The 24,051-nt window shown below is 71.9% G+C and carries 12 protein-coding genes; 10 read left to right on the top strand and 2 right to left on the bottom strand.

All coding sequences use genetic code 11. The features are described from left to right. Positions 1-13: 13 nt before the first annotated feature. Entirely contained in the window at positions 14-6,904 is a 6,891-nt protein-coding gene (locus ACFWXC_RS35415; protein WP_384485199.1) for a glycoside hydrolase domain-containing protein, read from the bottom strand. Between the two features lie 466 nt (positions 6,905-7,370). Beyond that, on the bottom strand, positions 7,371-8,252 hold the full coding sequence (locus tag ACFWXC_RS35410) for a class I SAM-dependent methyltransferase (RefSeq protein WP_384485197.1): 882 nt from the start codon (positions 8,250-8,252) through the stop codon (positions 7,371-7,373). A gap of 344 nt (positions 8,253-8,596) precedes the next feature. Here ACFWXC_RS35410 and ACFWXC_RS35405 point away from each other — a divergent pair, with 344 nt between their 5' ends. The 10 genes from ACFWXC_RS35405 (at position 8,597) to ACFWXC_RS35360 (ending at position 23,921) form a co-directional block, all read left to right on the top strand. Next, positions 8,597-10,180 (top strand): ABC transporter substrate-binding protein, encoded by a 1,584-nt coding sequence (locus ACFWXC_RS35405; RefSeq protein WP_384485195.1) that lies wholly within the window; start codon positions 8,597-8,599, stop codon positions 10,178-10,180. A gap of 2 nt (positions 10,181-10,182) precedes the next feature. Then, positions 10,183-11,139: an ABC transporter permease gene (locus ACFWXC_RS35400; RefSeq protein WP_384485193.1), complete on the top strand. Its 957-nt coding sequence runs from the start codon at positions 10,183-10,185 to the stop codon at positions 11,137-11,139. After that, positions 11,136-12,035, top strand: coding sequence for an ABC transporter permease (locus ACFWXC_RS35395; RefSeq protein ID WP_384485191.1), 900 nt, complete (start codon positions 11,136-11,138; stop codon positions 12,033-12,035). Before ACFWXC_RS35400 ends, ACFWXC_RS35395 begins: the two co-directional genes overlap by 4 nt. Continuing rightward, positions 12,035-13,789: a dipeptide ABC transporter ATP-binding protein gene (locus ACFWXC_RS35390; protein ID WP_384485189.1), complete on the top strand. Its 1,755-nt coding sequence runs from the start codon at positions 12,035-12,037 to the stop codon at positions 13,787-13,789. The genes ACFWXC_RS35395 and ACFWXC_RS35390 overlap by 1 nt, the downstream gene beginning before the upstream one ends. Continuing rightward, positions 13,786-15,795: a CocE/NonD family hydrolase gene (locus ACFWXC_RS35385; protein WP_384485187.1), complete on the top strand. Its 2,010-nt coding sequence runs from the start codon at positions 13,786-13,788 to the stop codon at positions 15,793-15,795. The genes ACFWXC_RS35390 and ACFWXC_RS35385 overlap by 4 nt, the downstream gene beginning before the upstream one ends. Beyond that, entirely contained in the window at positions 15,792-16,460 is a 669-nt protein-coding gene (locus tag ACFWXC_RS35380) for a TetR/AcrR family transcriptional regulator (RefSeq protein WP_384485185.1), read from the top strand. Before ACFWXC_RS35385 ends, ACFWXC_RS35380 begins: the two co-directional genes overlap by 4 nt. 534 nt (positions 16,461-16,994) lie before the next feature. Next, on the top strand, positions 16,995-18,473 hold the full coding sequence (locus ACFWXC_RS35375) for a glutamate--cysteine ligase (RefSeq protein WP_384485183.1): 1,479 nt from the start codon (positions 16,995-16,997) through the stop codon (positions 18,471-18,473). A 156-nt stretch (positions 18,474-18,629) separates the two neighbouring features. Then, on the top strand, positions 18,630-19,856 hold the full coding sequence (locus ACFWXC_RS35370; protein ID WP_384485181.1) for an aminotransferase class V-fold PLP-dependent enzyme: 1,227 nt from the start codon (positions 18,630-18,632) through the stop codon (positions 19,854-19,856). Between the two features lie 134 nt (positions 19,857-19,990). After that, positions 19,991-22,051, top strand: a complete 2,061-nt coding sequence (locus tag ACFWXC_RS35365) for a discoidin domain-containing protein (RefSeq protein WP_384485179.1) — start codon at positions 19,991-19,993, stop codon at positions 22,049-22,051. 208 nt (positions 22,052-22,259) lie between these two features. Next, a complete protein-coding gene (locus ACFWXC_RS35360) occupies positions 22,260-23,921 on the top strand; it encodes a cellulase family glycosylhydrolase (protein WP_384485177.1) in 1,662 nt (553 codons plus the stop codon). The last annotated feature ends 130 nt before the right edge of the window (positions 23,922-24,051 follow it).

The raw sequence follows: 24,051 nt of genomic DNA, 5'->3' as shown, positions 1-24,051 counted from the left end.
GCAGGTCCGGTGGTCACCTCGTGCTCTGGGCCCAGGGCGTTCCGTGCTTCTCCGCCCACTCCGTCCCCCGTGACCAGAGCCCGGCACCGCCCGCGGAGCCCGCTCCGCCGCCCCACGTGCCGGAAGTGGCCCATCCGCCGGGTCCCGCGACGGCGCCGTCACCTCCGGCCGCGACCGGCCGGTGGTCGCGGTCCGTGGACTGGAACCCGACCGTGTAGGTCCGGGTGACCGAACCGTTGGCCGAGGTCACCTCGATGGTGCGGGTGGTCGACCGGGACCCGGTCGAGGAGAGGACCGAACTGCCGTCGGTGACCTTCACCCGCGCGCCGGACTGGGCCGGCACGGCCGAGACGGCCGGGATCCTCGTGCCCTTCGGCCAGTCGACGACGTACGTGGACACGTCCGGAGAGAACCCGTCGATCGCGACACCTCCCACGGTGATCGCCTTGGCGTCGGCGACACTCGCCTTCGTGGCGTCCGAGAAGTTCGTCACCGTGACCGACCCGTCGGCGCCCACGACCACGTGCGCCGCCATCGCCGCCGCCAGGTTGATGCGCTGCCAGCTCGCCTCGCCGTCCGCGGTGAGGTCGAGCGGGTACCCGGAGTCCGTCGCGGTCTGCTCCAGGACCTGCGTGCGCTGTGCGGTGGTGAGGTCCGGGAAGGCCGTGATCAGCAGCGCCGCCGCGTCGGACGGCGTCCTGAGAGCCTGCCCGGCCTTGCCCACCTGGGAGAACCCGTAGGTCAGGCGCTGCGTGTACAGGTCCACGTCCTGTGTCGTGCTCAGGCCCCCGTAGGGGTCGCCCGTGCAGGCCGCGAGCGTGTCGCCGGACCCCTCCTTCTCGCACTGTGCGAGCAGTACGTTCTCGATCTCGGTGTGGGCCTGTATCAGCAGGTTCGCGAAGTCGGGGTCCGCCCACCGGTGCGCCACGGTGGCCTGTCCGGTGATGCGGCCGCCCATGACGTCGAGCGGGTAGTGGAACCCGAGGACGATGCGGTTGTTCCCGTACTCCGAGGTGCGCGCGAGGATCGACGGTGCCAGCTCCGGCAGCAGCGTGGCGAGGATCGTCCCCGCCTCGTAGCCGCCGTAGGTGTGGCCGCTCGGGTACGAGCCGCTGGTGGCGAGGCTGCTGTACGAGCCGTCCTGCGATTCGTAGACGTCGCCACCGTCGCCGACGAACCCGAGCCGCACGTACGGACGCAGGTAGCCGTAGTGGTTCTTCGCCGCGTCGACTCCGTCGAGGCCCTGCGTGACACGGGAGAACAGGGCGCTGGTCTTGGGCAGTCGGCCGCTGCTGAGGGCGTCGCTGTAGATCTGGCCGAGCCGGGAACCGAGGCCGTCGGCCATCGTGACCGTGGCGCTGTTCGTGGCGTCGACCTCGGCCCGGTCCACCTCCTGCTGCGTCGCCGCGTTGTTGATGCGCACGGCGATCCGGTCGTTCTCGGCGGTGGGCGCGGTGTCGTAGGGCACCTTGGTGTTGGCGCCGATGGTGTCGGAGCCGAGGTCGTGGATACCGGTGAGCAGGTCGTCGAAGTAGTCGGTGGTCGGCCACTTGTCCGACCCGTAGGCCGCGTTCAGCGTGTCGTCGGGGAAGGGGGCCGACTCGTACGCCGGGTCGGAGGCGTCCACCGGGGTGGTCGTCGTGGTGTCGTCCGAGGTTCCGGCCAGCGTGACCGCGGTGACGGTGGCCGTGTGGGCCGTCGCCTTGCCCGTGGTGGTGAGCAGTGCCGTGTCCGCCGTGGCGGGAAGGTGCGCGGTGGTTCCGTCGTTCAGGGCCACGGTGTAGCCGATGACCGGGAATCCGCCGTCGCCGGCCGCCCGCCAGGTCACCCGGACCTGCCTGCCGTCGGTGAGTACACCCGTCACGGCCGGCGTCTGCGGCTTGCCGCCGTCGGTCACCACGGGCGCCGTGGCGGCGCTCGGACGCGAGGCGCCGAACTTGTTCACCGCCGCGACGCGCGCCTTGTACGACCTGCCGGAGCGCAGCCAGGTGAATGTCGTGCTCCGGCTGTCCCGATCGTCGATCTGGACCTGGTGGCCGTCGTCGAGGGTGACTCGGTAGCCGGTGACCGGGGAGCCGCCGTCGTTCTCGGGAGCGGACCAGGCGACCGTCACGCTCGTGCCGGACGACGTCGCCGACACCGCGTCGGGCACGGCAGGCACCGTCCTGGGCTTCGTGGTGAGCGCGGACAGGGCGTGGTGGAGGGCGTCGTACCGTGCGGTGAGGGTGCCGTCCGCGGCCGTGGAGTCCGCGACGGCGGTCTTCGCCGCGGCGAGTGCCCCGGTGAACGCCTTCCACGACGCGTCCGTGTAGCGGGTGTTGTCGAGGGCCGACGCGGTGGCTACCAGGTCCTCCAGCTTCAGCCTCGGCAGCGGGATCAGCTGGCCGGCGGCGAGGGTGAGGCTGCGGGTCTGTCCGTCGACCTCGAGCTGGGTCGCGTCGTCGGCGCCCACCAGGGCGCGGGCCGCGGCGAGTTCGCGCAGGTACACCCCGAAGTCGACCGTGTCGTAGCGCTCCTCGTCGCCGGAGAGCCCCTCGTACCGGTCGATCGCCTTCCGCAGGGCGGACTTGTCCGTGACGGCGGGTGTGTCGACGTGGTCGAAGGTGATCCGGCCGAGGTTCGCGACGTACGGATGCGAGGAGTCGGGGGTCGTCGTCAGCCGCAGGTGGACGGCGTGCGTGCCGGTGATCGCCTTGGGCAGGGTCAGGCTCGTCGTCCCGCCCGAGGACCACGCGGCTCCCGTGACCGGCAACGGGACGGTCGCGTACGGCGTCCCGGGGTTGGCCGCGTCGAAGGAGTCCAGGTAGAGCTGGACAGCCGAACCGGTGCCGCAGCGGGCCGAGTTGTTGACATAGGTGATCGTGACGGTGCTCTTCGGGGAGCTGCCGAAGTCGATGTCCCCGTAGTCGAGCCAGGCGCCGTTGTAGGTGCCGCCGAGGTCGGTGGCGGAACCCGCGCCGGTCCAGCCGACCGGCTCGCTCTTGAGCCCGCCGCCGCTGTTCGAGCGGAACGCGGTGGCGTCGAAGCCCACGGGAGCGTCGGCGGTCTTCGTCAGGGTCAGCGAGTAGACGTTGCCCACGTAGGGCTGGGCGGAGGTCTGCGTGCTGGAGACGAAGTCGGCGTACACGTCCTGGACGCCGGTGAAGACGCTCGGGTCGAGCTGCACGGTCGTGGTGGCGACGGTTCCCCAGCCGGAGCCGGTGTAGTCGAGGGGGATGTCGACCGTCTTCGGGCCGTCCTTCGCACCAAGATGCAGTTCGATGTGCGAGTCCGACGCCGCCCTCGACTGGGGCTTGTCATAGCTGACGGTGACGGTGTCGGCGCCGCCCTGGAGGTTCGTGTCCTTCCACTCGGCCCACGCGCCGTTCGTCACATTCTCGAAGACGCCGTTGCCGAGGTTGAGCGGCAGCGAACCGCCGCCGGTCGTGGTGCTGTTCACCGCGGTCAACGTGGCGAGCGTGGTCGAGGGGGACGAGGAGACCTCGTTCGGCGAGAACTGGTACCAGTCGAAGTTCGACACCCACTGCTGTCCGGACGGGGCGTGGAACACGAACGTCGCGCTCTTCGCGGCGAGCAGGGCGTCCGGGTCGGTGACGGCCGCCTGCACCGTGGTGTAGTACTGCCAGCCGCCGGTTCCGGGCAGCGAGACGGTCGCGACGACCGGGCCGTCGGCGGCGCCGGCGTGGATGTCGACCCTGCTCGGCTTCGCGTTCGTCGCCTGTGAGTTGGCGTAGCGGACGGAGATGCTCCGCGGGGCGACCCCGCCGAAGTCCAGCTTGGCGAACCGCTCCCATGCACCCTCGGTGACACCGCCGAGGTCGCCGTCCGAGTAGTACGCCTCGCTCACGAGGCTGGGGCCCTCCTTCTCGTCGGGGGACTCGGCCTGGAGGACGGCGTAGCCGCCCTCGTCGATGGTGAGCGCGTCGATCGCGGTCCCCAGCGCGTCGTGCGCGGCCATGATCGTGCCCGTCCCGGAAGCGGTGTCCGCGAGGACGGTCCGCGCGCGTTCGAGCGCCGAGCGGAACAGACTCCAGGAGCCGTCGGAGTAGTTGCCGCTGCGCACCAGCGACGCCTGGTCCACGAGCGCGCCGAGGGCCTTGCGATGCACCGCGGCGGCGGAGACGACCAGCGGGTCGGTCACGGATATCCCGGTGCCGCTCACCGTCGAGGCCGGCACTCCGTGGGCGAAGGCCGCGTCGCGGAACGTGATGCCGAAGCGCGCGTCGACCTTCGTGGTGCCGCTGAGCGACAGGGTCGCCGTGCGCGAACCGCCGACCCGGAGGTCCGCCGTGACTCCGTCCGGCAGGCCGGTCACACTCGCCGCGCCGGTCCTGGTGAGGCTGGTGCCCTTGCGGGCGGCGAACGAGGCCGGTCCGGTCAGGGTGAGCCGCACGCGGCCGTCGACGGTACCGTCCGCGGCCGTGTCGACCGTGCCCGGGCGGGCGGAGACGACGGTGCCGCTCTTGCCTGTTCCCGTGTCGCCGTCACCCGTGCCGCCCGAGTCGGTGTCCAGCGAGTACGCGGGCTCGGTGTGGGCGCCCCACTGGGAGGGCTTGGAGCCCATGGTGAAGTCCAGTGTGCCGCCGGAGATGATCTGGGAGTAGTCGAGCCACGTGTTGTCGAACCGCTTGCCGTTGAGCGTCGCGCCCTGCACGTAGTAGTTGCTCGGCGAGACGCCGTCGGCCTTCACCGTGAACTTGGAGCCGTTGGCGTAGGTGATCGTCGTCGAGTCGAAGAACGGGCTGCCGATCTGGAACTGGCTGGAGCCGGCGGTCACCGGGAACAGGCCCAGGGCGGCGGCGACGAACATGGTCGACATGGTGCCGGCGTCGTTGTCCATGGTCGGCAGGAAGCCGTTCGGGGAGAGCTTGTAGACCTGGGTCCTGACCGGTGGGGTGAACTGGCCGCCGGAGCTCGGGGCCTCGTTCGTGGAGCCGGTCGCGATGTAGCGGTTCCAGGTCGTGCCGGTGTAGATGGCGCGCACCCACTTCTGCGTCAGGCTCGGCTCACCGACGTAGTTGAAGAGGTACGGGGCCTGGAGGTCGATCTCGTTCGCGTTGGAGTGCAGCATGGTCGAGCCGTCGTCGGCGGCGGAGTCCTCGCCGAACATGTGCTCGACGGCGGCCTTGCCGGCCTTGTCGCCGCCCATGGCCTTGATGAGGCCGCCCATGTCGTAGGCGTCGTACCAGTGGTACTGCCAGAGCGTGCCCTGGTAGAGGCCGGCCGCCTCGAACTTCTCGTAGTCGGCGCTCTGCCAGTCGCCGCCCGCGGCGCGCGGGGTGAGCAGACCGACCTCGGTGCCGTCGGCCGCCTTCCAGGCGCCGGACTTCACGAGGTTGTCGATCGCCATGGTCGACTGGGTGCGCAGCTTCTTCGCGTCCGCGTCCTTGCCGAGCGCGTCGGCGATGACGGACAGCGCCCACTGGTCGTAGCCGCGCTGGACGGTCGTACCGGGATCACCCGAGACGTACCCCTGCCGCAGCTGCGCCCCCGTGTAGTAGCCGGTGTACGACAGCAGCGCCGGGTACGCCTCGTCGAGCCGGTCGAAGTTCTTGTAGCCCTTCGACAGCGCGTCGGCGACCACCACGGCCGAGCGCTCCCAGCGCACGGTCGGGACCGAGTGGGTGAGGCTGCCGAGGCTCTTGCCCGAGGTGTGCGCGTCGGCGAAGAGCTCGATGAGCGACTGCACCAGGTCCCGGTAGGTGGCCGGGTCGATGTAGGCCTCGACGGAGTACTTGCGGAAGTCGTCCCAGGTGGACCAGCCGTCGTAGTAGGTGAAGCCGTTCGCCCGGTGCACCGCCCCGTCCACGCCGCGGTAGGTGCCGCTGGTGCTGGTGGCGTTCACCGGCAGCGCGTACATGCGGTACAGGTGCGTGTAGAACTCCTTGGTGAGCGTCGACCCGGGGTCGGACGTCGCGGAGGCCTTCACGGCGACGGCGCCGAGGGTGCTGTTCCAGTCCGCCGTCGTCTGCGCGCGCGCCTGGTCGAAGGTGAGGTGGCCCACCTCGTTCGCCTGGTCGGTCGCGGCCTGTTCCGCGCTGATCGGCGACAGCGTGATGCGCAGTTCTACGTCGTTCCCGGCGGACTTGTCGAAGCCGAGGACGGCGCCCGTGTCGGACCCGTCCTGCGTGGTCGCGTCGCTCAGCTTGCCGTCGTTGCCCCAGCTCATCAGGGAGGTCACGGGGACGTTGGTGGTGGCGTCGTAGTACAGCTTGTACGAGGCGCCGTTGAACGACCCGGCGATGAGCCCGGTGATCGAGGTGGTGCCGTCCGGGAGCGTCGTCGCCTTCATCGTCGCGCGGGTGCGGCTGGTGAAGTTGTTCGCGAGGTCCAGGACGAGTTCGGGGTTCGAACCGGCCGGGAAGCGGTAGCGTTCGAGCGCCGTGCGCGTCGTCGCGGTCATCTCCGCGTCGATGGTCCCGGAGTCCTGCGTCACCGACGACCCGGTTCCGGAGACCGCCCCGAGACCCACCTGGTAGTAGCCGGGCGTGGCGGTCTCGTCGTCGTGGCTGTACGCGTGGGCGTACGTGCTCGGGGCGGGACGCCTGTCGTACTGCACGGAGGTCGGCACGACGAGCAGGTCGCCGCCGCCTCCCGAGCCGCCGACGCCGTCGAGGTTCGTCGCGGTGAACCCGGCGATGTGGTCCTCGTCGTGGTCGTACCCGGTGTGGTTGCGGTTCGGCGTGGTCAGCGGGTTGACCTTGGCCAGGCTGTGCGGCGCCTCGGCGCCCGGCAGGTCGTTGCCGTCGTCAGCGGCGGTCGACACGAACGGGTCGACGAGCTTCGTGTAGTCAGTGCCGCCCGATGTCCCCGCGGACTCCGCGGACTTGGTCAGGACCGGCGTCGCCGCGGCCGTACCGCCGCCCGCCAGTGCGGCGAGGCCGAGCGCCCCGGCGAGGAGCACGGCGATCGTCGCGCGCGGTCGCCGGCGAGGCCGGCGGGTGGTTCTCGAAGGCAGCGTGCGGGGCAAGCGGGCATCGGGTCTGACAGGCACGGAACCTCTCCAACGTCGCGATACACGGCACGGTCCGGCCGGCCTGGGACAACGTTGTCAACCCGGACGACACCCGGAGCGTGCGGACTCGGGGCCAGAAGGCGGTGGACGCACGGGATCGCACCCGCCGCGTGCACGACCGCCCGTCATCAGACACGGGGAAAGCGTGCAACGGGCAAACAGGATTCGTACAGGGGATGCGCACGCGGGCCGCGCACCGGTTCCGCCGCCGGGCACGCAGGACGGACGTCACGTTCCGATCCCTGGCGGAGACGGTGTCCCCGACGAGCGAGAGCCCCGGCCCACGACGTGTCACACCACCCTGGTGCGACGTCACGTGACGCCTGCACGACGTCACCGGCCCGCACCGGCGGGTTCACCCGCGGTGGCACTCCGCGACCGCCACGCGGCCGGACCGCAGGGGCGACCGCCGCTGCGCCGGGCTGCCCAAGGTGTGCGCGAGCGTGAGGAGATCGTCGTCCGACACCACCCGCAGGCCGTACTCCGCCAGCAGCGCGGCCATCCGCCGCGGCCGCCACAGCGAGCGCCACGGCTCGCCCGACGTCATGGAACTGCGGAGCAGGCGTGCCAGCAGCCGGCCGACGGCCGCCCTGGCCGACGGCGCCTGGTAGTTGACGACGAGCGCGCTGCCCGGGGCCGACCGCGGGGCGAGCGCGGCGACCGTCGCCCGGACCTCGTCGCGCGTGAGGTACGGCACGACGCCCTCCCACAGCCATGTCGTCGGGGCGGACGGGTCGTGCCCGGCCGTATCCAGCACCGCACCGAGATCGTCGACGGCGAAGTCGACCGGCGTGAACCGTACGGCACGGGCGAGGGCCGGCAACTCCTCGGCGACGGCAAGGCGGGCGCGCTTGTCCTGCTGGGAGGCCGGATGGTCGACCTCCCACACCTCCGTCCGCGCCAGCTCGGGCAGCCGCCACGCGCGGGTGTCCAGACCGGCGCCGAGGATCACGAGCTGGCCGGTCGGGCGGGCGCGCAGTGCCTCGTCGATCGCGACCGTCCGCGGCGCGACCACGTCGGCGCAGGCCCGCACACCCTCGTACGCGACGCGTGCCTGCCAGCCCTCCGGCACCGTGCCCGCGCGCACCTCGTCCACGGGCACGCGCTCCGCGGCGCGCAGCAGCCGTACCGCCACCGGATCCGTGAACCGGCCCGCGGCGATCCTCCCGTCCGCCGCCGCCCGCCCCTGACAGACCAGGACCGCCGTCCGGCTCGCCGCACGCCCGCTCTCGCTCATGGAGCCGTATTCAACACCACCCCACCGCGCCCCTCACCCGGCGTCCGAAGGCGGCGGACGGCGTTCGGCCTCCGCCCGGCGGGGCGAGTGCGACCGGGCGCGTCCCGTATCCGGCGGTCCCCTCGGACGGCGGCGTCTCGGCGACGGCCCGCACGATGCGCCTCGTCCGCGCCGGGTGGCCCCGCCGTCTCCACAGCCCTCGCCTCGCACGATCTCGTTACTGATCCGTTTCGCGAGGTTAATTTCCACGTCCGAAGGGTTGGCTGGAAGTCGTCTCCTGGTTATCGTTCACGAACTTCACTCAATCGTTCCGGTGAACGAATAACGAGAGAGACGGTCGGTCCATGTCCGACATCCACCTGCCGAGGCGCCGCTCGGTGCTTGCCGCGGGCGTGGCCGGCGCGGCTTCGCTCGGCGCGTCCTGGCTGCTCACCGGCTGTACGGGGGCAGCCGCCGCCCCCGACCTGACGGCTGCCGCACTGAAGGGCACCCCCGACGCCGGCGGCACCCTGCGCATCGCCCGGCCCCCGGCCTCCGACGCCGAGACCCTCGATCCGGCCAGCTCCCTGTCGGCGTACGAATATCTCGGCGCCCTCTACAACCGGCTGGTCCGCGTCGGCGCGGACGGCGAACTCGCCCCCGACCTCGCCGAGTCGTGGGAGCCCGACGCCAAGGCACGCACCTGGACCTTCCGGCTGCGCAAGGGCGTCACCTTCCACGACGGACGTGCCTTCACCTCCGCCGACGCCGCCTACACGCTGCGGCACATCCTCGCCAGGGCGACCGCCTCACCCCAGGCCGCCGTCCTCGCCCCGCTCGTCGACCCGGGCACCCTGCGCACCCCCGACGCCCACACCCTCGTCGTCCCCCTGAAGGCCCCGAACGCCGAGTTCCCGAGTCTGCTGACGCACTACAACTGCTATGTCGTCCCGGACGGCAGCGCCAAGGGCATCGGCCGCACCGGCATCGGCACCGGCCCCTTCAAGCTGGAGTCGTTCACCCCGGCGGGTCCCGGCCGGGTCACCGCGTTCCGGGACCACTGGGCCGGCCGCCCGGTCCTCGACGCGATCGCCTTCTACTCGGTCGCCGACATGTCCGCCCGCTCCAACGCCCTGCTCGCCGGCCAGGTGGACCTGCTGTCCCAGACCAACCTCGACTTCGCCACCGCCCGGGTCGTCGCCGCCTCCGACCGGGCCACCATCGCCCGGGTGAAGGACGCGCAGTGGTACGTGCTGCCGATGCTCACCACCGAGAAGCCCTTCACCGACGTCCGGGTCCGGCAGGCGATGAAGCTCGCCTACGACCCGGAGCAGGTCGTGAAGGTCGCGCTCCAGGGCGCGGGCAGCGCCGGCTGGGACAACCCCGTACCCCCCACCGACCCCGCCCACATCTCCGCGCACCCCGCGCACGACCCCGAGCAGGCCCGCCACCTCCTCAAGCAGGCCGGGCACGAGGGCCTCGCCGTCGACCTCTACACCTCCTCCTACGACCCGCTGTTCACGCCGATGGCCCTTGCCTACCAGGACTCCGCCAAGCGCGCCGGCATCCGGGTCCGGGTCAGGACGGCCGCCGCGGACTCGTACTACACGCAGATCTGGATGAAGAAGCCGCTGATGGCCACCTACTGGTTCACCGGGCGGCCCGTCGACCAGCTCTTCACCCAGATCTTCCGCAGCGGCTCCTCCTACAACGAGACCGCCTGGTCCGACAAGGAGTTCGACGCCGTCCTGGACCGGGCCCGCGCCGAGACCGACGACACCGAGCGCCGTGAACTGTACGGCGAGGCGCAGCGGCTGGTCGTCGAGCGCGGCGGGGCGATGACCCCGATGTTCGCCGACCGGCTGGTCGGCATCTCCCGCAAGGTCCGCGGTTACGCCGAGCACGGCTTCGAGTTCGACTACCTCAACATCGGCGTGAAGGGAGCCTGAGCATGCTGTCGTTCACCCTGCGCCGGCTGGCCTCGGCCGTCGGCACGCTGTTCCTCTCCTCGGTCCTCGTCTTCCTCGCCGTACAGGCGCTGCCGGGCGACGTGGCCACCCAGATCCTCGGCAAGGACGCCACCCCGGACGCCGTCGCCGCCCTCCGTGACCAGCTCGGCCTCGACCGGCCCGCCTGGGAGCGCTACCTCGACTGGGTCAGGGGCGCCCTGCACGGCGACTTCGGCACCTCGCTCGTCTCCGGCAAGGGCGTCGGCGGCGAAGTCGCCCAGTACCTCGGCAACTCCGCGCTCATCGCCCTCGTCACCGTCCTGTTCGCGGTGACCGGCTCCCTCGCCCTGGGCGTCCTGGCCGGCCTGTACCGGGACCGCTGGCCCGACCACCTCATCTCCACCGTCAGCCTGGTCGGCATGAGCGTCCCCGAGTTCGTGGTCGCCACCGTGCTGGTGCTGTGCTTCTCCGTCGCGCTGCCCTGGTTCCCCGCGGTCGTCCTCTACGGACCCGAGGCCAGCGTCGGCCAGCTCCTGCCCGCCGTGTGGCTGCCCGCGCTCGCCCTCGCCGTCGTCATGGCCGCCTACATCGTGCGGATGGCCCGTACCTCCGTCATCGACGTGCTGGCCGGCGAATACGTCACCACCGCCCGCCTCAAGGGTCTGTCCACCTGGCGGGTCGTCACCCGGCACGCCCTGCCCAGCGCCCTGCTGCCCACCCTGCACGTGATCGCCCTCAACGTCGCCTGGCTCGCGGGCGGGGTCGCCGTCGTCGAGAACGTCTTCAACTACCCCGGCATCGGAAAGCTGATGCTCTCCTCCGTGCAGAACCGCGACCTGCCCGTCATCCAGGCCATCGCCCTCGTCAGCGCCGTGATCTACGTCGTCTGCAACCTCGCCGCGGACCTCGGCGCCATGGCCCTCAACCCCAGGCTCCGCACCCGAGGGAGGACCCGATGACCGCGCTCGACACCACCCCGGCCGCCCCGGCCACCGCTCCGGCGGCCCCGCACCCCGCCGCCCGCGCCTGGCGCGGCCTGCGCTCCTCCCGCACCGCCCTGGTGGGCCTGGCCGTCGTCGCCGCGCACATCCTGGTCGCGGTGCTCGCCCCGCTCCTCACCTCCTACGACCCCATCGCCAACGACGCCTCGCACGCCCTGCTCGGCTCCAGCTGGGAGCACTGGGCGGGCACCGACCAGTACGGCCGCGACGTCCTCGCCCGGGTGCTGTACGGCGGCCGGTACGCGCTCGGCGTCTCCGTCGCCGCCACCCTGATCACCGTCGCCCTCGGCACCGTGATCGGCTGCGCGGCCGCCCTGCGCGGCGGCTGGTTCGACGACCTGCTCGGCCGGGTCCTCGACGCGATCCTGTCCGTGCCGTCGATCCTCGCCCTGCTCGTCGTCGTCACCGCGCTCGGCACCGGGCCCGCCGTGATCGTCCTCGCCATCGCCGTCGTCTACGTCCCCCAGGTCGTCCGGGTTGTGCGCGGCGCCGCGCTGGCCGTCGTCCCCATGGACTACGTCACCGCCGCCCGCGCCCGCGGCGAGAGCACCTGGGCGATCCTGCGCAGCGAGGTCCTGCCGAACATCACCGACGTGGTCTGCGTGGAGTTCGCGATGCGCGCCTCCTGGGTGGTGCTGCTGATCTCCTCGCTGTCCTTCCTCGGCTTCGGCGCCGACCCGCCGACCCCCGACTGGGGGTTGATGGTCGCCGAGAACCGCACCGCCATCACCGTCGTCCCGATGGCGAGCCTCGCGCCGATCATCGCCCTGGCCACCCTCGTGGTCGGGCTCAACCTCGCGGCCGACGGCCTGTCCAAGGCGTGGGGCGTGGACCGGATCAGGGAGGGTTCCTGATGACCTCTGCAGTCTCCGCCGACCCCGTCACCTCCGTCGTCTCCGTCGACTCCCTCTCCGTCGCCTACCGTTCGGGCGGCCGCGACGTCCCGGTCGTGCACGAGGTGTCCCTCGAGGTGGCGCCGGGCCGGACCCTCGCCCTCGTCGGCGAGTCCGGCAGCGGCAAGTCCACGGTCGCCGCCACCCTCCTCGGCCATCTGCGGCACGGCTCCCGGATCACCGGCGGCAGCGTCCACGTCGACGGACAGGACGTGTTCGCGCTGCCCGCACCGCAGCTGCGGCGGCTGCGCGGCGGGACCGTCGCCATGGTCGCCCAGAACGCCGGGCAGGCGCTGACCCCGACCATGCGGATCGGGCGGCAGATCGCGGAGGCGGGCGGCGCCGTACCCGTCGTCGAACTCCTGGAACAGGTCCGGCTGCCACGCCCCGCCGACCTGGCCCGCCGCTACCCGCACGAGCTGTCCGGCGGCCAGCAGCAGCGCGTCGCCATCGCCATGGCCGTCGCCGCCCGCCCCAAGGTCCTGGTCCTCGACGAGCCGACCACCGGCCTGGACGTCATCACCCAGCGCAGCGTCCTGGACCTGATCGCCGCCCTGCGCGACGAACTCGGCCTGGCCGCCGTCCTGGTGAGCCACGACCTCGGCGTCGTCGCCCACCTGGCCGACGAGGTGTGCGTCCTCAAGACCGGCCGGGTGGTGGAGTCGGCGGCCACCCGGCGGCTGTTCACCGCGCCCCAGGACCCGTACACGAAGCGGCTGCTGGCGAGCGTGCCGCGGCTGGACGACGCCGGTCTCGCGGTCGTGGACGAGGCGGGCGAACGCACGGTCCGCGCCAAGGCCGTGGTCCCGGACGGCTCACCGGTCGCGGTCGCCGCGAGCGACGTCACCATCGACTACGGCAGCACCCGCGCCGTGCACGGGGTCTCCTTCGACGTCCGCCGCGGTGAGGTCCTCGCCCTCGTCGGCGAGTCGGGCAGCGGCAAGTCCACGCTGGCCTGGACCCTGGCGGGCCTGCGCACCCCCTCCGGCGGCACCATGACCCACGAGGCCGGCGACCTGGCCCGCCCCGCGCTCCAGCGGCCCCTGTCATTGCGGCGCCGGGTCCAGCTGGTCTTCCAGAACGCGGACACCTCCCTCAACCCCCGCCGCTCCGTCGGCGACGCCGTGCGCCGCCCGCTGCGGTTCTTCGGCACCGCGACCGGCCGCACCGAGACCGCCGAACAGGCCCGCCGGCTCATCGCCGACGTACGCCTGGACCCGGCCCTCGCCGACCGGCTGCCCGCCCAGCTCTCCGGCGGACAGCGCCAGCGCATCGGCATCGCACGGGCGCTGGCCGGAGAACCGGACGTCCTGATCGCCGACGAGATCACCACCGCCCTGGACGTCTCCGTCCAGGCCGAGGTGCTGCGCCTCCTCGACGACCTGCGCCGCGAACGCGACCTGGCCTGCCTGTTCATCAGCCACGACCTCGCCGTGGTACGCGGCATCGCCGACCGCGTCGTCGTACTGCGGCACGGAGTCGTCGTCGAGGAAGGCCCCACGGAAGCCGTCTTCGACGCACCCGGCCACCCCTACACCCGCCGGCTGATGGCGGCCGCCCTCGAACCCGACCCCGACGCACCGCCCCTGACCGACGACGCCCCGGACTGGACGGACGCCGCCGAGGCGGACGACCTCTGGACGGACCTCGGGGACGGCCATCGCGTCCGCCGCTGGCAGCCCGTCAACGCCCCCGTGGCCGAAGGAGTTTCGTGAAGTACCGCGACCAGTTCGAGCGCCAGGTCGTCCGCGAGGACGTCTGGATCCCCACCCGGGACGGCGGCACCCGGCTGCACGCGCGCATCTGGCGGCCCGCGGACGCCGGGTCCGACCCGGTGCCCGCGCTGCTCGAATACCTCCCGTACCGCAAGAGCGACTGGACCGCGCCCCGCGACGCCCAGCGCCACCCCTGGTACGCCGGACACGGCTACGCCTCCGTACGCGTCGACATCCGCGGCCACGGCGACAGCGAGGGCACCCCCGGCGACGAGTACGACGCCCAGGAGCTCGCGGACGGCGTCGACGTCGTCAACTGGCTTGCCGCACAGCCCTGGTGCACCGGCAAGGTCGGCATGTTCGGCATCTCCTGGGGCGGCTTCAACGCCCTCCAGATAGCGGCCCTCGCCCCCGAGCCGCTCAAGGCGGTCGTCACCGTCTGCTCCACCGACGACCGCTACGACAACGACGTCCACTACACCGGCGGCGCCGTCCTCGGCATCGACATGCTCGCCTGGGCCGGCACCATGCTCGCCTTCGCCTCCCGCCCCCCGGACCCGGCGAGCGTCGGCACCGACCGCTGGCTGCCCATGTGGCGCGAACGCCTCGACACCCTCGAGCCCTTCCTGCACACCTGGCTCGACCACCAGGAGCGCGACGCCTACTGGCGGCACGGCAGCGTCTGCGAGGACTACACCGCCATCGACGCCGCCGTCCTCGCGGTCGGCGGCTGGCACGACCCGTACCGCGACACCGTGCTGCGCCTCGTCGAGCACCTCCCGGCCGACCGGGTGCGCGGCCTGATCGGCCCCTGGTCCCACCAGTACCCCGACCGCGGCCTGCCGCCCGGCCCGGCGATCGGCTTCCTCCAGGAGACCCTGCGCTGGTGGGACCAGCACCTCAAGGACACCGACACGGGCGTACTGTGCGAACCGCTGCTGCGCGCCTGGATCAACGACCCGGTCCCGCCCGCCACTTCGTACGACACGATGCCGGGCCGCTGGGTGGGGGAGACCGACTGGCCCTCCCCGCAGGTGACACGGAGCGAGCGCGCCCTCGCTCCCGGCTCCCGGACCCCGGTCCTGGTCCGTTCCCCGCTCCACACCGGCCTGGACGCCGGCCGGTTCTTCCCCTTCGGCAACGCGAGCGACCTGCCGCCCGACCAGCGCGAGGAGGACGGCCGTTCGGTGTGCTTCGACTCCGAACCCCTCGCCGAGCGCGTCGAGATCCTCGGCCGGCCGCGCGTCCGGCTGCGCCTGGACAGCGCCACCCCGCGCGCCCACGTCATCGTCCGGCTCTGCGACGTCGCTCCCGACGGCTCCTCGACGCTGGTCACCCGGGGAGTGCTCAACCTGCTGAGCAGGTACGGCCGCGACAAGGCGGTCGAGTGGACCCCGGGGACCTACGAGGACGTCGAGGTCGAACTCACCGGCATCGGCTACGCCTTCCCGCCCGGCCACCGGGTCCGGGTCGCCGTCTCCGACGCGTACTGGCCGTGGGTGTGGCCGCACGGTGAGCGCGGCGAGCTGCGGGTCGTACCCGCCGACAGCGCCGTACTCCTGCCCGTGCGGGCGGCCGTCGAGGAACCGCCGATCCTCTTCGAGGAACCGGAACAGGCGCCACCGCTGCCGGTCACCTACGACCGGCCCGCCGAGCCGCGACCCGAACGGCTCGTCACGCACGACGTGGCGGCGGGGGAGTGGACCCTGGAGGTCGACCCCAACTACGGCGGATCACGGACGTATCCGGACGGGCTCCGCTACGAGGAGAGCGCGCGCGAGACCTACCGCATCCGTGCCGCCGACCCGCTGTCGGCGAGCGCCGTGTCGCAGTGGCGGATCCGGCTGCGGCGCGGCGACGACTACGACGCTGAGATCATCACGCGTACGGAGCTGCGCGCCACGGCCGCGGACTTCGTCATGGACAGCCGTATCGAGGCACGGGCGAACGGAGAGACAGTGGCCAAGCGCTCCTGGCACCACACCAGCGCGAGGACGTCCGGATGACCGCCGCCAAGCCGCAGCGCGCCGCGAAGACCCCGCGCCGTGCCGTCGCCGCCGCCGACCGCACCCGCCAGCCCACCGAGGTCCGCCGCCGGCTGATCGTCGAGGCGGCCGTCCCGCTGATCGCGGAGCGCGGCTACGCCTCGGTGGGCGTCCGGGACGTGGCGGCGGCGGCCGGAGTCTCCGTCGGCACGGTCACCTACCACTTCGGCAGCGTCCAGGAGATCCTGTCCGAGGCCATGGTCCTGCACATCGAGCGGTACTACGCGGCGCTCAGCGAGGCCGCCGAGCAGGCCGGCAGCGGTGCCGAGGCGCTGCGGCTGCTCGTCGACGCCCTCTTCACCGAGGACACCGACCGGCACTGGCGGATGTGGTTCGACTACTGGAACGCCGGTGACCCGGACACCGACGAGGCGTTCACCCGTGGCCAGGCCGAGCGCTACACCGCCTGGCACCGGCAGATCCGCGCCCTGGTGGAACGGGGTGTCGCGGACGGGGAGTTCGCCGCCGCCGACCTCGACGGCTTCACCGTCCGCTTCGCCGCCCTCGCCGACGGCCTCGCCCTCCAGCGGCTGCGCCAGACGCCGCCACTCAGCACCCAGGACGCCCGCCGGCATCTGAACCGGCTGGTGGAGACCGAACTCGCCGTCCGCCCGGACCGCGACTGACGTGAACGGCCGCGAGCCCGCGCCCTGTCGAGGAGGCGTCCGGACGGCAGCCGGGTGATGCGCCGGGCCGCCCCGAGAGGCGCCGGCGCGGGACCGGGCGGACGACGTCCGGGCGCGGCCGGTCGGACCGGAGGGCGGCGTTCAGGTCGAGACCGTCGAAGACGACGGCCGGATGCTCCGCCGCCACCGGGCCGTCCGCCCGAGGCGGCGCAGCAGCCGGCCGGCGAGGTCCCGCGGCCCTGTGTGAAGCTCGACGGCCATCGGGGTCCTTGATCCGTACCCGCGGCGACGCCCCTCCACCGGCGACGGGGACCGTCCACGGAGGTCGGTGTCCCGGCCGCACCCGTGACTCCCTGGGAACCGCCGGCCTTTTTTGGCATGCATGGGCTAAAAAGCTGGAGAGGGCCGGCCGGTCACTCTGCGCCTCGCTGCCGAACGCACCCCGTGAGCCGGCGGGTCGGCGAGTGTCCGGGACGCCCGGGAGGTGCGACGCTGGGACGACAGGCATCCGCCGAGGGGACCCGGGAGGGCCCGATGGGACGTGATGTGCCGGCCCGGGTGTTCACACGGGAGGACCGGCGCCGGTACCGCGAGAAGATGTACACCTGTCTCGACGTACTGGGGCAGATGCTGCGCGGGTCGGGCTTCGAGAGCGAGCGCCCCCAGGTCGGCATGGAGATCGAGCTCAACCTGGTGGACGACGACGGGCTGCCGGCGATGCGGAACACCGAGGTGCTGCGGGCGATCGCCGACCCCGCCTGGTCGAGCGAGCTGGGCCGCTTCAACCTGGAGATCGACATCCCGCCCCGGCAGCTGACCTCCGGTGGCCCCGGCGCCTGGGAGCAGACGATCCGCGACGCGCTCAACCACGCCGAGGACCGCGCCGCGACGGTGGGCGCCCACCTGATCATGATCGGGATCCTGCCGACGCTGGGCGAGCTGCACGTGGGCGAGGCGTCCTTGTCCGGCGATCCGCGCTACCGGCTGCTGAACGAGCAGATCTTCGCGGCGCGCGGCGAGGACCTGCGGATCGGCCTTGAGGGCGTGGATCGCCTTTCGATGTACGCCGACGCGATCACCCCCGAGGCCGCCTGCACCAGCACCCAGTTCCATCTGCAGGTGGCCCCCAAGGACTTCGCGGCCTACTGGAACGCCGCCCAGGCGATCGCGGGCGTACAGATCGCCCTCGCCGCCAACTCGCCCTTCCTCTTCGGCAGGGAACTGTGGCGCGAGACCCGCATCCCCTTGTTCGAGCAGGCCACCGACACCCGCCCCGAGGAGATCAAGGCCCAGGGGGTACGGCCGCGGGTGTGGTTCGGAGAGCGGTGGATCACCAGTGTCTTCGACCTGTTCGAGGAGAACGTGCGCTACTTCCCGGCGCTCCTGCCCCTGTGCGACGACGAGGACCCGCGGCAGGTCCTCGACGCGGGCGGAGTGCCACAGCTCGGAGAACTCACGCTGCACAACGGCACGATCTACCGCTGGAACCGCCCCGTCTACGCCGTCACCGACAGCGGGCCGCACCTGCGCATCGAGAACCGCGTCCTGCCCGCCGGCCCCACCGTGGCCGACACCATCGCCAACGGCGCCCTCTACTACGGCCTGACGCGCGCCCTCGTGGACGAGGACCGTCCGGTGTGGTCACGGATGTCCTTCGCGGTCGCCGAGGAGAACCTGCACGCGGCGGCCCGTGACGGCATCGACGCCCGCCTTTACTGGCCGGGGGTGGGCGAGGTACCCGTCACGGAACTGGTGCTCAGACGCCTGCTGCCGCTGGCGCACCGGGGCCTGGAGCTGGCCGGCCTGGACACCTCCTGGCGCGAGCCCATGCTGGGCATCATCGAGCAGCGCTGCGTGAACGCCCGCAACGGCGCCCTGTGGCAGGCGGAGACGGTCCACCACCTGGAGCGGACCGGCACCTGCGACCGTGGCGAAGCGCTGCGGCGGATGACCACCACGTACATGGACTACATGCACCTGAACGCGGCGGCCCACACGTGGCCCGTGGAATGAGCGCCGCAACGCGCTGAGAGAGCGGTCGGCACGTCCCCACGCCTCGATGGCGGCCCCTGTTCCGGCGGCAGGGCCCGCTGCCGACCCGGCCCCGGGGAACGATCACCGCCGTGTCAGGATGCCGGGTGACCGCTGTGTTCCCGGAGGCTTCCTGACGTGAGTGAGACCGAGGTGGCCGTCGCGCCGCACCCCCTGCTGCTGGCCGACGGCCAACCCGCCGCCGGCGCGTGGTCGCTGGACCCGGCCTTGCGACACCTGAACCACGGCTCGTTCGGCGCCGTTCCGCTGGTCGCGCAGGCGCGGCAGGCGCAGCTGCGCGCCGAGATGGAGCGCGCGCCGGTGGTGTGGTTCCCGGAGCTGCCCGGCCGGCTCGCCGCCACCCGCGTCGAGCTCGCCGACTTCCTGCGCGTCGACGCCGGTGACCTCGCTCTGGTGCCCAACGCCAGCGCCGGCGCCAGCGTGGTCTACAACGCCCTCGCACGCCACCGCGGCGGGGAGATCGTCGTCACCGACCACGGCTACGGGGCCGTCACCATGGGAGCCGAAAGACTGGCACGCCGCTGGGGTGGCCGGGTGCGCACCGCGCGGGTACCGCTCGGCGCGGACGAGGACGAGGCCTACGAGGCCGTGACCGCCGAGATCGGCGAGGCCACCGACCTCGTCGTGGTCGACCAGATCACGTCGGCGACCGCACGCCGGCTGCCGGTCGAGCGGATCGGCGCGGCGGCACGCCGGCAGGGCGTACCGGTGCTCGTGGACGGCGCCCACTCGCCGGGTCTGCTCGGCACGCCGCTCGCCGACGCGACGTACGACTTCTGGACCGGCAACCTCCACAAATGGGGCTGTGCTCCGCGCGGCACCGCGGCTCTGGTCGCCCGCGGGCCCCTGCGCGACCTGCTCCACCCGCTGATCGACTCGTGGGGCGCCCAGGACCCGTACCCCGACCGCTTCGACCAGCAGGGCACACTCGACGCCACCTCCTACCTCGCCGCGCCCGCGTCCCTCGACTTCGTCGAGCGCACCTGGGGCTGGTCCGCCGCTCGCCGGTACATGGACCGGCTGGCGGACTACGCCGCTCACGTCATCGGCGCCGCTTTCACCCGGCTCACCGGTGAGGACAGCCGGGCCGACGTCGGGATGCCCGTCCCCGGCATGCGCCTGGTGCGGCTGCCCGACGGCCTCGGGCGCAGCCGGATCGAGGCCGACGCGCTGCGCGACCGGGCGGCCCGCGAGCTCGCCGTCGAGGCCGCCTTCACCAGTTTCGACGGCATCGGCTACCTGCGCGTGTCCGCCCACGTCTACAACACCCCGGCCGACTACGAGCACTTCGCCGAGAAGTGTGTCCCCGTACTCGGTGACTGGGCCCGGGAGCAGCACTGTTGAGTGACTAGGTCAAGCGTCCCGGACTCTTGACTCGGTAGGCACACAACCGGATCCTCGTCCCAGGTATTGCGCGGGTCATGACAACCTCAAGGGTTGCCCAACCGCGCCTTCCCGCCGACCGAGGGACGTGGGCCGTGACACAGACTCGACGCTCGTACCGCCGACGCAGAAACGTCACCGTGCTGTCGTTGCTGCTCCTGGTGCTGACCGTGGCCCTCGGGCCCACCCCGAGTTCGGCCGCCGGCAACGACTGGTGGATCCCGACCGCACGCCCCGCCCCGGACGTCGGGATCGACGTCACCGGCGAGCCGTTCACCGGCACCACCGCCACGGGCGAGGTACGCGGGTTCGTCGACGCGCACAACCACCTGTTCGGCAACGAGGCCTTCGGCGGCCGACTGATCTGCGGCAAGGTCTTCTCCGAGGCAGGTGTCGCCGACGCCCTGAAGGACTGCCCCGAGCACTACCCCGACGGCTCACTCGCGCTCTTCGACTACATCACCCACGGCGGCGACGGAAAGCACGACCCGGTCGGCTGGCCGACGTTCGAGGACTGGCCGGCGTACGACTCGATGACCCATCAGGCCGACTACTACGCCTGGGTGGAGCGGGCCTGGCGCGGCGGACAGCGCGTGCTCGTCAACGACCTCGTCACCAACGGCATGATCTGCTCGATCTACCCGTTCAAGGACCGCAGCTGCGACGAGATGACGTCGATCCGGCTGCAGGCGAAGATGACGTACGACCTCCAGGCGTACATCGACAAGATGTACGGCGGCACCGGTAAGGGCTGGTTCCGGATCGTCACCGACAGCGCGCAGGCGCGTGCGGTCATCGAGCAGGGCAAGCTGGCCGTCGTCCTGGGCGTGGAGACCTCCGAGCCCTTCGGCTGCAAGCAGATCCTCGACATCCCGCAGTGCGACAAGGCCGACATCGACAAGGGGCTGGACGAGCTGTACGCGCTCGGCGTCCGCTCCATGTTCCTGTGCCACAAGTTCGACAACGCGCTGTGCGGCGTCCGCTTCGACTCGGGCGGCCTCGGGACGGCCATCAACGTCGGGCAGTTCCTGTCGACCGGCACCTTCTGGGGGACCGAGAAGTGCACCGGCCCGCAGCACGACAACCCCATCGGGAGCGCGTCGTCGGCGGCGGAGGCGGACCTGCCGGCCGGCGTGGACGTCCCCGCGTACGACGCGGACGCCCAGTGCAACAAACGCGGTCTCACCGATCTCGGCGAGTACGCGGTGCGCGGCATGATGAAACGCAAGATGATGCTGGAGATCGACCACATGGGCGTCAAGGCCGTGGGCCAGGCGCTGGACATCCTCGAATCGGAGTCCTACCCCGGCGTGATCTCCTCGCACAGCTGGATGGACCTGGACTGGACCGAGCGAGTCTACTCCCTCGGCGGCTTCGTCGCCCAGTACATGCACGGCTCCGAGGGGTTCGTCGCGGAGGCGGCGCGGACCAAGGCACTGCGCGACAAGTACGGCGTGGGCTACGGCTACGGCACGGACTTCAACGGCATCGGCGACCACCCCGCCCCGCGCGGCGCGGACGCCGCGAACAAGGTGACGTACCCCTTCAGAAGCGTCGACGGGGGCTCGGTCATCGACCGGCAGACCTCCGGCGAGCGCACCTTCGACATCAACACCGACGGCGCCGCCCATGCGGGCATGATCCCCGACTGGATCGAGGACATCCGGCAGGTCGGCGGCCAGGACGTGGTGACCGACCTGTTCCGGGGCGCCGAGTCCTACCTCGGCACCTGGCGGGCCACGGAACAGCACCAGGCCTCGGTGAACCTCGCCAAGGGGCGTCCGGCGAGCGCCAGTTCGTCCGAGTGGAACCCGTTCACCAGCTACCAGCCGGACCGTGCCGTCGACGGCGACGACTCCACGCGCTGGGCCGCCGACTGGAGCGACGACCAGTGGTGGCAGGTCGACCTGGGCTCCACCCACCTGGTCTCCCGGGTGACGCTGGACTGGGAGCGCGCCTACGGCAGGTCGTACCGCGTCGAGCTCTCCACCGACGGCACGAACTGGGAGACCGCCTGGTCCACCACCTCCGGCGACGGCGGCCTGAACACGGCGCGGTTCACCGGGACCCCGGCCCGCTACGTCCGTGTCCACGGACTCGCGCGCGGCACCGAGTGGGGATACTCGCTGTACGAGGTAGGGGTCCACAGCGCCTGAGGCGAGGGCCGTCGGACGGCACGCATCCCGCCGGTGCTCCGGCACCGGCGGCTGACGGAGGCGGCCACCAGGACGGCGCCCCGGGGTGTCAGCGCCGTGCCGTGGACCTCGCGGCTTGACGTGTACTCGGCGAAGTGGGTTCATGGGAGCGCTCCCATATCACCCGTCCGATGCCTGAGTTTCTTGGCGCTCACTCCCTGGAGCCGCAGTGAGAAGAACAAGAAGCACGACACGAGAGCACCCCTTACCCCGTCTGCTGGCCGCCCTGGTGACCCTGCTGGGGCTCGTCCTCGCAGGCACCGCGCTGCCCGCCGCCGCCCGTACCCAGTCACCCGGGGTGCAGGCCACCGGTCTGCACATCAGTGCCGGCCGGCTGGTCGAGGGCAACGGCAGCGACTTCGTCATGCGGGGCGTCAACGCCGCGCACACCTGGTACGCGGGCCGTACCGAGCAGTCCCTCGCCGACATCAAGGCGCTGGGCGCCAACACCGTCCGCGTGGTGCTCGCCGACGGTCACCGCTGGGCGGCGAACAGCGCCTCCGACGTGGCGAACGTCGTCGCACAGTGCAAGGCGAACCGGCTCATCTGCGTCCTGGAGGTGCATGACACCACCGGCTACGGCGAGGACGGCGCGGCCGGCACGCTCGACGAGGCCGCCGACTACTGGATCGGCCTGAAGGACGTGCTCGCCGGCCAGGAGAACTACGTCGTCATCAACATCGGCAACGAACCCTGGGGCAACACCGCCCCCGACGGCTGGACCGCCCCGACCATCGCGGCTGTCCAGAAGCTCCGCAACGCCGGACTCGAACACACCCTCATGGTTGACGCGCCCAACTGGGGCCAGGACTGGCAGGGCGTCATGCGCGCCAACGCCCGGTCCGTCTACGCCGCCGACCCCACCGGCAACCTGGTCTTCTCCATCCACATGTACAGCGTCTTCGACACCGCGCAGGAGATCACCGACTATCTCGACGCCTTCGTCGACGCCGGACTGCCCCTCCTGATCGGCGAGTTCGGCGGCCCCGGCGACCAGTACGGCGACCCCGACGAGGACACCATGATGGCCGCGGCCCAGCAGCTGAAGCTCGGGTACCTGGCCTGGTCCTGGAGCGGCAACACCGACCCGATCCTCGACCTCGCCCTCGACTTCGACCGGAACCAGCTCAGTTCGTGGGGCCGGCGCGTCTTCAACGGAGTCGACGGCATCGCCCAGACCGCCAAGGAGGCGACCGTCTTCGGGGGCGGCAGCCCGGACACCCAGGCCCCCACCGCCCCCGGCACCCCGCTCGCCTCCGCGGTCACGGCCACCTCCGCCACCCTCACCTGGAGCGCCGCCACCGACAACGTGGGCGTCACCGGTTACGACGTCGTCCGCGTCAGCGCTGCCACCGAGACCACGGTTGCCGCCTCCACCACCGACACCGTCACCGTGACGGGCCTGACCGCCGAGACCGCGTACACCTTCGCCGTCTACGCCCGTGACGCCGCCGGCAACCGCTCGGCCCGCTCGGCCACCGTGAACGTCACCACCGCCAAGGGCGCCGACCTGTCCTGCTCGGTCGGTTACCGCGTCGTGGGGGAGTGGCCCGGCGGATTCCAGGGCGAGTTGACCATCGGCAACGGCGGCACCACCGCGATCAACGGCTGGCGGCTCGGCTTCGCCTTCGCCGACGGCCAGACCGTCACCACCATGTGGGGCGGCACGCCCCAGCAGACCGGTGGCGCGGTGTCCGTCGCGCCCGCCTCCTACACCACCACCATCCCCGTCGGCGGCGCGGTGACCGTCGGGTTCCTGGCGAACAAGGGCGCCACCAACACCGCCCCGACCGCCTTCACCCTCAACGGCTCCGGCTGCGCGACGGGGTGAACACGCCGGGCGGCGTGGGGGCCGGGCACACACAGCCCCCGCCGGCCCCCATGCCCACCAAAACCAACAACACGCACCCAACCAGACACAAGCACCGCAAGAAAACGGTTAAAGAGAAGAACCAAGCAGG

The sequence above is a fragment of the Streptomyces sp. NPDC058683 genome (genome assembly GCF_042716195.1).
Lineage (GTDB): Bacteria > Actinomycetota > Actinomycetes > Streptomycetales > Streptomycetaceae > Streptomyces.
Note: the sequence above shows the minus strand (reverse complement) of the source record. Positions and strands in the feature narration are given on the sequence as shown.

Bases quoted from the DNA above. Each gene is read 5' to 3' on its own strand.
- ACFWXC_RS35395 (WP_384485191.1), top strand. From the start codon at position 11,136: ATGACCGCGCTCGACACCACCCCGGCCGCCCCGGCCACCGCTCCGGCG.
- ACFWXC_RS35410 (WP_384485197.1), bottom strand. From the start codon at position 8,252: ATGAGCGAGAGCGGGCGTGCGGCGAGCCGGACGGCGGTCCTGGTCTGT.
- ACFWXC_RS35380 (WP_384485185.1), top strand. From the start codon at position 15,792: ATGACCGCCGCCAAGCCGCAGCGCGCCGCGAAGACCCCGCGCCGTGCC.
- ACFWXC_RS35405 (WP_384485195.1), top strand. From the start codon at position 8,597: ATGTCCGACATCCACCTGCCGAGGCGCCGCTCGGTGCTTGCCGCGGGC.
- ACFWXC_RS35375 (WP_384485183.1), top strand. From the start codon at position 16,995: ATGGGACGTGATGTGCCGGCCCGGGTGTTCACACGGGAGGACCGGCGC.
- ACFWXC_RS35400 (WP_384485193.1), top strand. From the start codon at position 10,183: ATGCTGTCGTTCACCCTGCGCCGGCTGGCCTCGGCCGTCGGCACGCTG.
- ACFWXC_RS35390 (WP_384485189.1), top strand. From the start codon at position 12,035: ATGACCTCTGCAGTCTCCGCCGACCCCGTCACCTCCGTCGTCTCCGTC.